This is a genomic window from Rhizobium sp. NZLR8 (assembly GCF_019685025.1).
Taxonomy (GTDB): domain Bacteria; phylum Pseudomonadota; class Alphaproteobacteria; order Rhizobiales; family Rhizobiaceae; genus Rhizobium.
Genome location: NZ_JABDVY010000001.1, coordinates 377,731 through 390,665 on the forward strand (window position 1 = coordinate 377,731; position 12,935 = coordinate 390,665).

Genomic DNA, 12,935 nt, shown 5'->3' on the forward strand with positions numbered 1-12,935 from the left:
CATGATCACCGGCACGACCAAACTCATCGCTCACCTCGGTTATCCCACCGAGTCGTTCAAGGCGCCGCTGATCTACAATCCGTATTTCGAAAAGACAGGGATCGATGCGGTCGTCGTGCCGATGGGCTGCCGGCCGGAGGACTATCCGGCGTTCCTGAAGCTTGTCTTCCGGCTCTCCAATATCCATGGCGCGCTGATCACGATGCCGCACAAGATTTCGACGATGGCACTGCTCGACGAAGCCTCGACCAACGCCAAAGTCGCGGGCTCGTGCAATGCGGTGCGTCTTGATGCCGATGGCAGGCTGATTGGTGACATGTTCGATGGCGAGGGCTTCGTGCGGGGCGTTCTGCGCAAAGGCAGAAAGGTCGACGGCGCCCATGCGCTCGTCGTCGGCGCCGGCGGCGTCGGCTCGGCGATCGCGGCGTCGCTGGCGCAGGCAGGTGTGGGCCATCTCGCAATCTTCGACGCCAGCGAGACAGCCGCGACCGCGCTGCTCGGCCGGTTGAAGACATATTATCCGCATCTGCACGTCACGACCGGCTCTCTCGATCCGGCAGGGTTCGATATCGTCGTCAACGCGACACCGCTTGGAATGCGGCGGGGTGACCCTCTGCCGATCGATGTCGACCGCATCTCCCCATCGACCTTCGTCGGCGAGGTGGTGCTGAGCAAGGAGATCACCCCGTTGCTGGAGGCAGCACGGGCTCGGGGCTGCGCCTTTCAAGTCGGCACGGATATGCTGTTCGAACAAATCCCCGCCTATCTCGAATTCTTCGAATTCCCAACAACGACGGCCGACAATCTGCGGGCCATAGCCAGGCTCGTTTGATGCTCGTTTCGCCTGAGGTAAAAGATCGCGACGGGCTTTAGACCACCCCAAGCCGCCTGATATTCCCCACTAACTCCCCCGCCAGCCGCAAGCTGGCGGCGGTTGCCATCGCCATTTGCGGCAGCAGCAGCCATTCGAGCGTCCAGGCGGCGCCGGAGCGTTCCTGTTCATGGACGAGGGATTGGTGAATGCCCGACAGCGCCGTGGCGTTGAAGCGGGCAAGCGAGACCAGCACCTCGGCGGCAACGGGGTTCTGTTTGTGGGCCATCGCCGACGAAGTGCCGCCGCCTGATATTTCTATCTCCTGGCCTGACTGGGCGAGCAGGGCGATATCCTGGCCGATTTTGCCGAGGCTGCCCGAGATCGACGCAAACAGGCCGGCAATATCGGCGATCGGCAGACGGCCGCTCTGCCATTGCGTGGTGTCGGTGAGGCCGAGTTCCTGGGCGAGCGAGGCACGGACGGTTGCGGCGTGCGGCCCGAGCTTGTCGAGCGTGCCGGCGGCCCCACCGAGCTGGACGGGAAAACTCTGCTCGGTCAGGCGGTCGCGATAGGTCGTCAGCGGCGCGCGCCACGCAGTGAGACGGTCGGAGACGCTGATCGGGATCGCCGCCTGCATGCGGGTATGACCCATCAGCCGGTTGCGGCCGAACTGGCGATCGAGCCCATCGAGCTCTGCGACGATGGCGGAAAGCCGGCCGGCAAACAGGAAGACGACGGCCTTCAGCCGGATCATGAGACTGGTGTCGATGACATCCTGGCTGGTGGCGCCGAGATGCAGGCTTTTCGCCGCTTCCTCGCCGACGTCGGTGCGCAGCTGCTTGATGAGCTCGGGAACGACGACGCCATCGCGTGCCGTGGCCGCTCGCAAACGGGGCAGGTCGGGAGAAAAGCCGGCGCAGATTTCGGCGATCCGCCTTGCGGCTTCGGCAGGGATGAGGCCATGGGTGGCTTCGGCCCTCGCCAGCGCGGCCTCGAAGGCGAGCATGGCGCGAATGTCGGCCTCGGCGGAGAAGTAGGGCGCGATTTCATCGTCGCCGAGCAGGCCGGAGAGGAAGGGATGGTCGAAGGGCGATGCGGTCATGAATTGCTCGTTTGTGATGGAGGCCCCTCATCCGGCTGCCGCCACCTTCTCCCCGAGGGGAGAAGGGGTTTTGAGGCATTGTCCCGTCTCCTCTCGGGAAAGGGTAAGGTGAGGGGACGCTACTTGCACTAGGCCCTATCGGCAAGTTACTTGCCGGCTCTTAAATATCCAGAAACACCGTTTCCTTCGGACCCTGCAGATGGATGTCGAAATGGCAGGTCGCGCCGTCGCGGATGGCGACCATGGTTGCGACACGCTCGCGATGTTCGATGCGCTGAAGCAGCGGGTCGGCGCCGTTGGCCTCCGTCTCCTCCGGAAAATACACGCGGGTGTGCAGGCCGATATTGATGCCGCGGGCGACGATCCAAACTGTGATGTGCGGCGCCATCTTGCGGCTGTCCTTGAACGGGACGCGGCCCGGCTTGATGGTTTCGAAGCTGTAGACGCCATCCGCGGCGCGGGTCGGGCAGCGGCCCCAGCCGGTGAAATTGGGATCGGCTGTGCCGCGCATTTCCGACGGGCTGTTGTAAAGGCCGGCGCTGTCGGCCTGCCAGATTTCGACGACGGCATCGCGCACCAGCGCGCCGGCGCCGTCGAAGATGCGGCCGGTCACGGTGATGCGTTCGCCGAGCGTCTTGTCGTTGATCATCTCGGTGCCGAGATCGGTATCGTAGACGCCCGCTATGTCGCAGAAATTCGGTGTCAGGCCGATATGGACATAGGGACCTGCCGTCTGCGACGGAGTTTCCTTGAGATAGCCGAGCTGCTGCATGGTCAGTTGCCCTCCAGCCTGTTTTCGAACATCGTCGAGCGGCGGCCGCGCAGCACGATATCGAATTTATAGGCGCGTGAATCCATCGGGATGGTGTTGCCCCAGTCGAGCGGCGCGATCAGCTGCTCGATCGCCGCCTTGTCGGGGATCGTGCCGACGATCGGACATTTCCAGATCATCGGATCGCCTTCGAAATACATCTGGGTGATCAGGCGCTGGGCAAAGCCGTGGCCGAAGATCGAAAAGTGGATATGGGCGGGGCGCCAGTCGTTGACGCCGTTCGGCCAGGGATAGGCGCCGGGGCGGACGGTGCGGAAATGGTAGCGGCCTTCCTCGTCGGTGATCGTGCGGCCGCAGCCGCCGAAATTCGGGTCGATCGCCGCGAGATAGGATTCCTTCTTGTGGCGATAGCGGCCGCCGGCATTGGCCTGCCAGAACTCGATCAGGGCGCCGGCAACCGGTTTTGCCCGCTCGTCGAGCACGCGCCCATGGACGATGATGCGTTCGCCGATGGCGCTTTCCCCGGGCCGCGCATAATTCAGGATCAGGTCGTTGTCGAGGTCGCCGATCATCGAATGGCCGAAGACCGGGCCTGTCGTTTCGGAGATCGTGCCGTCGAGCGAGAGCAGCGCACGCTGCGGCGCACGCAGCACGGATGTTTTATAGCCGGGGGTCAGCGCCGGCGCGTGCCAGGCGCGGTCGCGGGCGAAGAAGGCGCCGGTCTCCGGCTTGCGGTTCGGTAATTCGGACATTTTCCCCTCTCAGGCTGCCTTTTCGGCGTCCATCCGTTCAAAGGCCTGCTTGGCGATCTTGATTGCATGATTGGCGGCGGGAACGCCGGCATAGATCGCCACATGCAAGAGCGCCTCGCAGACATCCTCGCGGGTGGCGCCGGTATTGGCGGTGGCGCGCACATGCATGGCGACCTCGTCGTCCTGGCCGAGTGCCGCCAGAAGCGCGATGGTAACGATCGAGCGCTCGCGCTTGGTCAGCCCCGGGCGCGACCAGACATGGCCCCAGGCGGCTTCGGTGATCAGTTCCTGAAAGGGGCGGTCGAACTCGGTCGCAGCGGTTGCGGCGCGGTCGACATGGGCGTCGCCGAGTACGGCGCGGCGTGTCGCCATGCCCTGCCGATAGCGCTCCGAGGAGGACGCAGTTTCGTTCATCGGTTGGTTTCTCCAGGCGGAAGAGATGAGAGGAAGGCGCGGATGATCGCTGTCAGCGCTTCCGGCTGCTCGACGCAGGGGATGTGGGCGCAATCTGGGATCACCTCGTAACGGGCGCCCCGGATCAGCTTCGCTGTGGAAAGCACGAGGTCGGGGGGCGTCGAGCCGTCCTGGTCGCCGACGATGCAGATCGTCGGGACAGTGATCCTCTTTGCCGCCTCGGTGAAATCGGCATCGCGGATCGCTTCGCAGGCAGCGATATAACCCTCGGCCGGCTGGCGCGTCAGCATGTTGCAATAACCGGCATAGGCGGTGCTTTCGGGCCGGCGGAAGGCAGGCGTGAACCAGCGCTCCATAATGGCGTCGACGATGCTGGCGATGCCGTTTTGCTCGACGGCGGCGATGCGGGCGTTCCAGCTTTCCGATGTGCCGATCTTATGGGCGGTGTCGCAGAGGATCAGCGCGCCGACCAGATCCGGCCGGCGCGGATAGAGCGACTGGGCGACGAGGCCGCCGACCGAGAGGCCGCAGATGACGGCATCTTTCACCGAGAGCTGATCGAGCAGGCCGGCGAGATCCGTTGCATGGTCCTCAATGGAGCAGGGGAGCTGGCCGACATCGGAAAGCCCGTGGCCGCGCTTGTCGTAAAGCACGATGGCGTAGTCCCCGGCAAGCCGCACCACGACGTCGCGCCAGATGCGGAAATCCGTTCCGAGCGAATTGATGAAAACGATCACCGGCCGGTCGGCAGGCGCACCGATCACCTGATAGTGGATCGTCACGTCGTTGATGCGGGCAAATTGCACGTCACTCTCCTCCTGAACGGCAAAACTGACCGGTTGATCCGGTTAAGTAAAATGATATTTTTATGCTTTTCGATAACCCTGGAGTTATGTGATCGATGATCGACAGCCGCGTCAAGTTTCGCCATCTGCAAACTTTTGTCGAGGTGGCACGACAGAAGAGCGTCATGAAGGCGGCCGAATTGCTGCATGTCAGCCAGCCGGCGGTCACCAAGACGATCCGCGAGCTGGAACAGGCGCTGGGTGTCGCCGTCTTCGAGCGCGATGGCCGCGGCATCAAGATCACCCGTTACGGCGAAGTCTTCCTGCGCCATGCCGGGGCGGCGCTGACGGCGCTGCGCCAGGGTCTCGATTCCGTCGCGCAGGAGCAGTTTGCCGATGCACCGCCGATCCGGATCGGCGCCCTGCCGACGGTGTCATCACGCATCATGCCGCGGGCGATGGAACTCTTCCTCAAGGAGAGGACCTGGAGCCGGGTGAAGATCGTCACCGGCGAGAACGCGGTGCTGCTGGAGCAGCTTCGCGTCGGCGATCTCGATGTCGTCGTCGGACGCCTGGCGGGGGCGGAGAAGATGGCGGGCTTTTCCTTCGAGCATCTTTATTCCGAGCAGGTGGTGTTTGCCGTGCGCGCCGGCCATCCGCTGCTGAGCGGCGGGCAATCGCCCTTCTCAGGTTTTGGCGACTACACGGTGCTGATGCCGACGCGGGGTTCGATCATCCGGCCGGTGGTCGAAAATTTCCTCATCGCCAACGGCGTCTCCAGCCTGCCCAACCAGATCGAGACGGTCTCGGACTCTTTCGGCCGCGCTTTCCTTCGCTCGAGCGACGCGATCTGGATCATTTCCAACGGCGTGGTGGCCGACGATGTCGCCGACGGACGGCTGGCTCTGCTGCCGGTGAATACCGGCGAGACCAGGGGTCCGGTCGGGCTGACGATGCGCGCCGATGCCGTGCCGTCCGTGCCGCAATCGATCCTGATGCAGACGATCCGCGAGGCGGCCGGAGAGATTTCCTGAGCCCGGTTCTTTAAATTTGCTTGAACAATGACCAGATTTGGACTAAGTCTAAATCAAGCCAGGAGACTTCTATGCAGCATGCGCGACGTACCGAGCAGCAGGAAGGCCAGGGGCCGCAGCGGCTGGAAACCGACCGCTTTGCCGCTGTAAATCGCAAAAGGCTCAGTGCCCCAGCGCTGCGAACCTTTCTGGCGATCGCCGATCTCTGGGGGTTGAGTGAAGAGCAGCGCCTGCTCGTGCTCGGTTATCCCTCCCGCTCGACCTATCACAATTGGGCCAAGCAGGCCCGCGAGCACGGGACTTTCACGCTCGATGTCGATAGGCTGACCCGGATTTCCGCCGTGCTTGGCATCCATCAGGCGCTCGGCGTGCTGTTTGCCGACGAACACGCCGGCATCGCCTGGCTGCGCATGCCACATCAGGCGCCGGTTTTCGGCGGGCATCCGCCGATCGATATCGTGACCAACGGAACCCAGGACGGGTTGATGACCGTACGCCGGTTTCTCGATGGCGCGCGCGGCGGTCTCTATATGCAGCCGAATAGGCTCGACGAGGCATTCACGCCATACGAAGATACGGACATCGTCTTCCGGTGAGCGATCGTTTTGCCGAGGCGCCGCATCCGTCCTACCGGCTGATCCCGTCGCAATTTCCACCGATCGGGCTTTTCGAGACGGTGGCACGGGCGGCCGATCTCGACGCCGTGATGGAGCTTGTCGGCTGGACCAACGACCGTCTCGTCGCCGACCGCATCCGCAGGCTTCCCGAGGATGAATGGGTCTACGGGACGCCGAACGCCAGTATCGTGATGGCGGCATTCCTGCATGTCGCGCCGGGAGGAATGCGTTTCAACGGCCCGGATCTCGGCGCCTGGTATGCCGCCGACCATCTCCGCACGGCCGCCGCCGAGGTCGGCCATCATCTCCGGCGCGAAACTGTCGCGCGCGGTGTCGCGACGATGGCCCGCACCTATCGAAGCTACGCCGCTACCCTCATTGGCGACTATCTCGACATTCGCGGCGAACAGGCGCTGCGGCCCCATGTCTATGACGGCACGAGTTATGCTGCGTCGCAGGTGTTGGGCGAAGAGGTGCGTTCGAGCGGCGGCGCCGGTATCCTCTATGACAGCGTCCGGCTGAGAGGCGGGGTAAATATCGCCGCGCACCGGCCGCGCAACATCCGCGACGTGGTGCAGGCCGATCACTTCGAAATCACCGTCTCCGCCACCGACCGGAGCATCGATGTCAGGAAGCTGGCACCCTAGACGACGAGGCGCTCGGCCCAGGCCTTGGCCGTCTTCGCCATCGTGGCGAGGTGATCGGCAGCGGAGAAGCCGGAGACTGTCTTGCGCGGCTTGAGGTCGTGGTCGCCGTCTTCGAGCCAGAAGAGCTCGATCCTGCTTGAGAGATCGTAGCCCGGTACCTCGTCGCCTGTGCCGAATTCATCGCGCGTCCCCTGGCAGATCAGCGCGGGCGTCGCCAGCCCCGTGAGATGGCCGGTGCGCAGCTTTTCCGGCTGGCCGGGCGGATGAAAGGGATAGCCGAGGCAAAGCAACCCGGCGATCTTTTGCTGACGATAGAGGTCGTCTGCCACCATGCTGGCAACCCGGCCGCCCATCGACTTGCCGCCGATGATCAGCGGGCCGCTGGTCCCGAGCTCGGCAATGGCCGCCTCATATTCGGGATTGAGCGTTTCGGCGCGCGGCGGCGGCTTGCGGCCTCCGGTGCGGCGGGCGGCCATATAGGCGAATTCGAAACGGGCGACGCGGAAGCCGACGGCGGCCAGCGCCTCTGCCGCGGATGTCATCGATGCGGAATCCATCGGCGCGCCGGCGCCATGCGCCAGAAGGATGGTGAAGCGCGCATCCTGCGGCCCCTGCAGCAGAAATCTGTCCAGCATCGGCAATCCTCCATTCCGTCATCGGAACCATCTCGGCGGCCGTGACTTTGTCCTTGAAAGGAGACAGACAATGTCGACGAATGACGAAAACGTAAAGCCCGAGCAGCGGCGACCCAAGGATGTCGGCGCCGTTCCCGAAAAGCCGGAGCCCGCCGACGCAGAATCGCTGGCGCCACCGACGGTGCAGCCGGCTGGAGCAAGCGACAAAAGCGAACGGCCGGTGGTCAATCCCGTGACTGGAGTGGCCTTCTAACGGCTGACGCGATTGTCGTGCGGAACAGTCCCTTGAAACTCAGGCTTGGAGGGTCCATATACCGCTCCTGCCTGAAAAATGGATGCGCATGGTATCGACGCCGTCGAGCCGTTCGCTGTCCGACAGGATAAGGGCGCTCCCCGCAAGGGTCGAGCGCCCTTTTTGCTTTTCAGACACCGCGCGGGCCGAGGCTTTTGTTTCGCTGTGGTGGCAATCGTGAGGACCTCCACCATACTCTATATAGCACTTCGGAATCCCGAAATTTGCGTCTTTGAAATCATTGCATCTTTTTCCAAGGCGACAGCTCGAAAAACCCCGCGGATTTCGGGATCCCGAAGCGGCAGCCCTTCGGGATTCCGAAGTGGGATTTTTTTCGTCCTGTCGTTATTTCACGCGGGCGCTGTCGATTTTCGCATCCGCCGATCGTCATTCTCACGATGTGCTGCAACACGTCCCTTGCGCGTCCGAAACGACGCGCCGCAACAGAAGGAGGATATCGTCATGGATAATCAGCATCTGGTCCCCGCCGCCGTGCTTGCGGCAAAGAACGGCGTCCGGTTCCCCAATGAGAGCGAGGCTTATCGCAGCGCCCGCGATGCGCTGCTGGCCGAAGAGATCGATTTGCGCCGCCACATCGAGCGGGTGGCGGTCCAGCGCCGGGCGCTGCCGCCGGGCGGTGAGGTGAAGACGGACTATCGCTTCGAAGGCGCCAACGGGCCGATATCCTTTACCGAACTCTTCGCCGACAAGGAGACGCTGATTGTCTACAGCTATATGTTCGGCCCGGAGCGTGAGCGCCCATGCCCGATGTGCACCTCGCTGCTGTCGGCCTGGGATGGCGAGGTGCCTGACATTGAGCAGCGCGCCGCCCTTGCGGTCGTCGCGCTTTCGCCGATCGGCAGGCTGCTTGCCTTCAAGAAGGAACGCGGCTGGCACCACCTGCCGCTTTATTCCGACCCGACGGGTGATTACAGCCGCGATTATCACGCCATCGGCCGGGGCGGTGGCGATGACGCCGCCTTCAACGTCTTCACACGGCGCGACGGCACCATCCGCCATTTCTGGAGCGGAGAGATGGGCGGGGTGACGGCCGATCCCGGCGAGGATCCGCGCGGCGCGCCCGATCTGATGCCACTCTGGACCGTGCTCGATTGCACGCCCGAAGGCCGGGCGCCGGACTGGTATCCGAAGCTGTCCTATTGAGGCCGGCATCGTACTCCGTCAGCCGGTGGAGCGGTTTCTCGACGCCTCGGCCCATTCGAGGTTGGCGACTGCGGCCTCCGGCAGCGGTGAGGGATCGACGTCGTAGACATAGCCGGCGAGCATATCGGCGGCGCGTTCCGTCGCCTTGATCTTCGCCTCGGTCTCGGCGACCGCCTTGGAGATTGCCTCGATGCGGGCGCGGAACATGTGGGCGAGCACATCGCGGCCGGACTGTTTTTCGAGCCGCTCCAGATGCAGGCCGATACGCGAGGCATGGCGCTCCAACTCGCTCTTGCTGAACCGCGCTTTGCGAAGCTCTTCGGAGAGGCTGTCCTGCATGACGGCGACAGGATCGAAACTTCCGGGCATCCGCTCATCGAGCACGGCGTCGGTGACCAGCTTCTCGATCATCACAAGCGCCTGCAGTTCGGCGGCATCGGCGAATTCGACGTCGTAGCCGGTATCGTCGTAGACTTTGCGGCGGACCGGATCGAGAAGCAGCCCATAGGCTTTCTGCAGATGGGCGAAGGCTTCCGTATCACCACCCGAATCGGGGTGCGCGACCTTCGCCAGGCGCCGATAGGCGGCCTTCAGCTGAGCCTCGTTTGCATCGCGTTCAACGCCGAGAATATCGTATGGATCCGTCACGCCTGCTCCCTTGCCACCCAGCACGTCGTGGGCGGTCTAGGTCTTCTTCTGCATCAGAAGGGCGAAGTTTAGACCGAAAGCAGGAATGACGTCCATGGCCTGAGATTGGAATGGTCAATGCGGCAGCGTCGCAAAATCGAGGATTGTCCAATTTCTTCAAAAGCTTGGGCTAAGTTCAGCATGTGGCGATCGCTGCAAGATAACATTTTGCCTCGCCGTCGATTTCCAGCACGGTCCCGGCCGCATTGTTGATCAGCAGCGCATCACCGGCCGCAAGCGCGCCGGTCTCGCCGTCCCGCCGGAATGAGAGCGTGCCGCGATGGCAGAGCAATAGGCATGTCGACGACGGCAGCGGCACGGTCTTGCCGCCAGCGATGTCGATCCGGATCAGCGTGTGCGCAAGCCCGTCGCGGCGGGTCATGACATTGAGATCGGTGATCGCTCCGTCCTCGAGCATGGCGGCGACGGGGATATCGGCCGGGAAGGCAAGCGGATCGCCTGCCGTCGTCAGCAGCGCCGGCGTCCGGCCTTCGATATCAAGCACCATGCCGTTGCCGTCGAGGATCGCCAGCGTGCGGTCGATGCCGGGAAAGATCGAAAACGGTCCGTCGGCTGCGACGGTCGCCATGCTGACGCGCCAGTCGAAACCGGCAAGGCCGGCGTCTTCAGGCGAAACGGCGATCTCCACCGTTTCGCCGCCGCCGTTTTTCCACGGCATGCGCTTGTAATCGCCGGCGCGCAGGATCCTCACCGGGCTCAGTTCCCGAGAATGCCGGGCAGGCGCAGGCCCTTTTCCCTGGCGCAGTCGAGAGCGATGTCATAGCCGGCATCGGCGTGGCGCATGACGCCGGTCGCCGGGTCGTTCCAGAGCACGCGCTCCAGCCGCCTTGCCGCGTCGTCCGTACCATCGGCGCAGATGACCATGCCGGAATGCTGCGAGAAGCCCATGCCGACGCCGCCGCCGTGGTGCAGCGACACCCAGGTGGCGCCCGACGCCGTGTTGAGCAGGGCGTTGAGTAGCGGCCAGTCGGAAACGGCGTCGGAGCCGTCCTTCATGGCCTCCGTCTCCCGGTTCGGCGAGGCGACGGAACCCGAATCCAGGTGGTCGCGGCCGATGACGATCGGGGCGGAGAGTTCGCCTGATCTCACCATCTCGTTGAAGGCGAGGCCAAGCTTGTGGCGGTCGCCGAGGCCTACCCAGCAGATGCGCGCCGGCAGGCCCTGGAAGGCGATGCGCTCCCTGGCCATATCCAGCCAATTGTGCAGGTGCTTGTTGTCGGGCAGCAATTCTTTCACCTTGGCATCGGTCTTGTAGATATCCTCCGGGTCGCCGGAAAGGGCTGCCCAGCGGAAGGGGCCGATGCCGCGGCAAAACAGCGGGCGGATATAGGCCGGCACGAAGCCGGGGAAGGCGAAGGCGTTTTCGAGGCCTTCGTCCTTGGCGACCTGGCGGATATTGTTGCCGTAATCGAGCGTCGGAATACCGGCATTCCAGAAGGCGATCATCGCTTCGACATGCTCGCGCATCGAGGCGCGCGCCGCTTTTTCCACTGCTTTCGGATCGCTTTCGCGCTTGGCCTTCCACTCGGCCATCGTCCAGCCCTTCGGCAGGTAGCCGTTGATCGGGTCGTGCGCCGAGGTCTGGTCGGTGACCATGTCGGGGCGGATGCCGCGGCGGACCATTTCCGGCAGGATTTCGGCGGCATTGCCGAGCAGGCCGACGGATTTGGCTTCACCGGCCTTGGTCCAGCGGTCGATCATCTCGAGCGCTTCGTCGAGCGTCTCGGCCTTGGCGTCGACATAGCGGGTGCGCAGCCGGAAATCGATCGAGTCTGGATTGCATTCGATGGCGAGGCAGCAGGCGCCGGCCATCACCGCGGCGAGCGGCTGGGCGCCGCCCATGCCGCCGAGGCCGCCGGTCAGGATCCATTTGCCCTTGAGATTGCCGCCATAATGCTGACGGCCGGCCTCGACGAAGGTCTCGTAGGTGCCCTGGACGATGCCCTGCGTGCCGATATAGATCCACGAGCCGGCCGTCATCTGGCCGTACATGGCAAGGCCTTTCTTATCCAGCTCATTGAAATGGTCCCAGGTCGCCCAATGCGGCACCAGGTTGGAATTGGCGATCAGCACCCGCGGCGCATCCTTGTGGGTGCGGAAGACGCCGACCGGCTTGCCGGATTGGACGAGCAGCGTTTCTTCTTCGGTCAGCGTCTTCAGCGTCGCGACGATGCGGTCGAAATCCTCCCAGGTGCGGGTGGCGCGGCCGATGCCGCCGTAAACGACGAGTTCGTTCGGGTTCTCGGCGACATCAGGATCAAGATTGTTCATCAACATGCGCAGCGGCGCTTCGGTCATCCAGCTCTTGGCATTGAGATCATTGCCGCGGGGCGCGCGGATTTCGCGGATATTGTGGCGTGGGTTGGTCATGGCGGTTCCCCTGTCGAGTGATCGTTATCGTTTCAGGTCTGGCGCAATTTGTTCGATGCGCACCAGAATGTTTTTGAGATGGACGCGAAGTCGGTCTGCCCTCGCGGTGTCGTAGGCAAAGGGCGGTGTCTCGGTCTGCAGATGCGTCGACTGCGCAAGCTCCATCTGGATCGCGTGCACGCCGGTCTCGGGCCGGCCGTAATGGCGGGTCGTCCAGCCACCCTTGAAGCGACCGTTGAGCACGCTGTCATAACCTTCTGCGGCTTCGACGACGGTCAGCGTCGCTTGCTCGATGGCGCCGTCGCAGGTTTTGCCCATATCGGTGCCGATATTGAAATCCGGCAGCTTGCCTTCGAACAGGAAGGGAATGTGAGAGCGGATCGAGTGGCAGTCGTAAAGGATCGCCACGCCATGGCTTGCCCTGACGCGCTCGATCTCGGCGGCAAGTGCCGCGTGATAGGGCGCATGAAAATCCCGCAGCCGCGCCGCGATATCGGCTTCGTCAGGCGCCTGCCCATCCTTCCAGATCGGCTGGCCGTCGAAGTCCGTTTCCGGGATGAGGCCGGTGGTGTTCTGGCCGGGATAAAGGCTGACGCCCTGCGGATCGCGGTTGGCGTCGATCACGTAGCGGTGGAAGGTGGCGCGCACGGTCGTGACATTGTCGAGCAGGCCGTCATAGAGCTGGTGGATGTGCCAGTCGGTATCGGCCAGAATCCTGCCATTGTCGTTGAGACGGTCGGCAATCTCCGCCGGCACGTCGGTGCCGGTGTGGGGAAAGGCGAGGATTATGGGGGAGGTGCCCTGACGGATTTCGTATGGTGCGGTCATC

General features: G+C 63.6%; 16 protein-coding genes. 6 read left to right on the forward strand and 10 right to left on the reverse strand.

Annotated features, from left to right (window positions below; genetic code table 11):
* Position 1 precedes the first annotated feature (1 nt).
* Positions 2-832, forward strand: coding sequence for a shikimate dehydrogenase (locus tag HJB89_RS01770; RefSeq protein ID WP_221148771.1), 831 nt, complete (start codon positions 2-4; stop codon positions 830-832).
* Positions 833-869: 37 nt separating this feature from the next.
* Here the strand turns inward: HJB89_RS01770 and HJB89_RS01775 are convergent, their stop codons facing one another.
* The 5 genes from HJB89_RS01775 to pcaD form a co-directional block, all read right to left on the reverse strand.
* Positions 870-1,916 (reverse strand): 3-carboxy-cis,cis-muconate cycloisomerase, encoded by a 1,047-nt coding sequence (locus HJB89_RS01775; protein WP_207585492.1) that lies wholly within the window; start codon positions 1,914-1,916, stop codon positions 870-872.
* Between the two features lie 160 nt (positions 1,917-2,076).
* Positions 2,077-2,688 (reverse strand): protocatechuate 3,4-dioxygenase subunit alpha, encoded by a 612-nt coding sequence (gene pcaG, locus HJB89_RS01780; protein WP_207585493.1) that lies wholly within the window; start codon positions 2,686-2,688, stop codon positions 2,077-2,079.
* A gap of 2 nt (positions 2,689-2,690) precedes the next feature.
* Positions 2,691-3,440, reverse strand: coding sequence for a protocatechuate 3,4-dioxygenase subunit beta (gene pcaH / locus HJB89_RS01785; RefSeq protein WP_221148772.1), 750 nt, complete (start codon positions 3,438-3,440; stop codon positions 2,691-2,693).
* Positions 3,441-3,449: 9 nt separating this feature from the next.
* Positions 3,450-3,854, reverse strand: coding sequence for a 4-carboxymuconolactone decarboxylase (pcaC, locus tag HJB89_RS01790; protein WP_221148776.1), 405 nt, complete (start codon positions 3,852-3,854; stop codon positions 3,450-3,452).
* A complete protein-coding gene (gene pcaD / locus HJB89_RS01795; RefSeq protein ID WP_221148778.1) occupies positions 3,851-4,660 on the reverse strand; it encodes a 3-oxoadipate enol-lactonase in 810 nt (269 codons plus the stop codon). The genes pcaC and pcaD overlap by 4 nt, the downstream gene beginning before the upstream one ends.
* 95 nt (positions 4,661-4,755) lie before the next feature.
* Here pcaD and pcaQ point away from each other — a divergent pair, with 95 nt between their 5' ends.
* From pcaQ to HJB89_RS01810, 3 genes are all read left to right on the forward strand, one after another.
* Positions 4,756-5,673, forward strand: coding sequence for a pca operon transcription factor PcaQ (gene pcaQ, locus HJB89_RS01800; protein ID WP_221148783.1), 918 nt, complete (start codon positions 4,756-4,758; stop codon positions 5,671-5,673).
* 71 nt (positions 5,674-5,744) lie between these two features.
* The gene (locus HJB89_RS01805) at positions 5,745-6,269 is read left to right on the forward strand and encodes an MbcA/ParS/Xre antitoxin family protein (protein ID WP_221148784.1); all 525 of its coding nucleotides are present in this window, start codon (positions 5,745-5,747) and stop codon (positions 6,267-6,269) included.
* Positions 6,266-6,937, forward strand: coding sequence for an RES family NAD+ phosphorylase (locus tag HJB89_RS01810; RefSeq protein ID WP_221148785.1), 672 nt, complete (start codon positions 6,266-6,268; stop codon positions 6,935-6,937). Before HJB89_RS01805 ends, HJB89_RS01810 begins: the two co-directional genes overlap by 4 nt.
* Here HJB89_RS01810 and HJB89_RS01815 read toward each other — a convergent pair.
* Positions 6,934-7,572, reverse strand: coding sequence for an alpha/beta family hydrolase (locus HJB89_RS01815; protein WP_221148786.1), 639 nt, complete (start codon positions 7,570-7,572; stop codon positions 6,934-6,936). The two genes, HJB89_RS01810 and HJB89_RS01815, sit on opposite strands and share 4 nt — an antisense overlap.
* A 70-nt stretch (positions 7,573-7,642) precedes the next feature.
* Here HJB89_RS01815 and HJB89_RS01820 point away from each other — a divergent pair, with 70 nt between their 5' ends.
* Both HJB89_RS01820 and HJB89_RS01825 read left to right on the forward strand, forming a co-directional pair.
* Entirely contained in the window at positions 7,643-7,825 is a 183-nt protein-coding gene (locus tag HJB89_RS01820) for a hypothetical protein (RefSeq protein WP_207585502.1), read from the forward strand.
* 501 nt (positions 7,826-8,326) lie between these two features.
* Entirely contained in the window at positions 8,327-9,028 is a 702-nt protein-coding gene (locus HJB89_RS01825) for a DUF899 family protein (RefSeq protein ID WP_221148787.1), read from the forward strand.
* A gap of 18 nt (positions 9,029-9,046) precedes the next feature.
* Here the strand turns inward: HJB89_RS01825 and HJB89_RS01830 are convergent, their stop codons facing one another.
* The 4 genes from HJB89_RS01830 to hutG form a co-directional block, all read right to left on the reverse strand.
* Positions 9,047-9,676 carry a J domain-containing protein gene (locus tag HJB89_RS01830; RefSeq protein WP_221148788.1) on the reverse strand — a complete coding sequence of 210 codons (630 nt, stop codon included), beginning with the start codon at positions 9,674-9,676 and terminating at the stop codon, positions 9,047-9,049.
* Positions 9,677-9,851: 175 nt separating this feature from the next.
* Complete coding sequence (locus tag HJB89_RS01835; protein ID WP_221148790.1) at positions 9,852-10,427, reverse strand: HutD family protein; 576 nt, start codon at positions 10,425-10,427, stop codon at positions 9,852-9,854.
* Between the two features lie 5 nt (positions 10,428-10,432).
* Positions 10,433-12,106, reverse strand: coding sequence for a urocanate hydratase (gene hutU / locus HJB89_RS01840; RefSeq protein ID WP_221115632.1), 1,674 nt, complete (start codon positions 12,104-12,106; stop codon positions 10,433-10,435).
* Positions 12,107-12,130: 24 nt separating this feature from the next.
* Positions 12,131-12,934, reverse strand: coding sequence for an N-formylglutamate deformylase (gene hutG, locus HJB89_RS01845; protein ID WP_207585507.1), 804 nt, complete (start codon positions 12,932-12,934; stop codon positions 12,131-12,133).
* Between the last annotated feature and the right edge of the window lies 1 nt (position 12,935).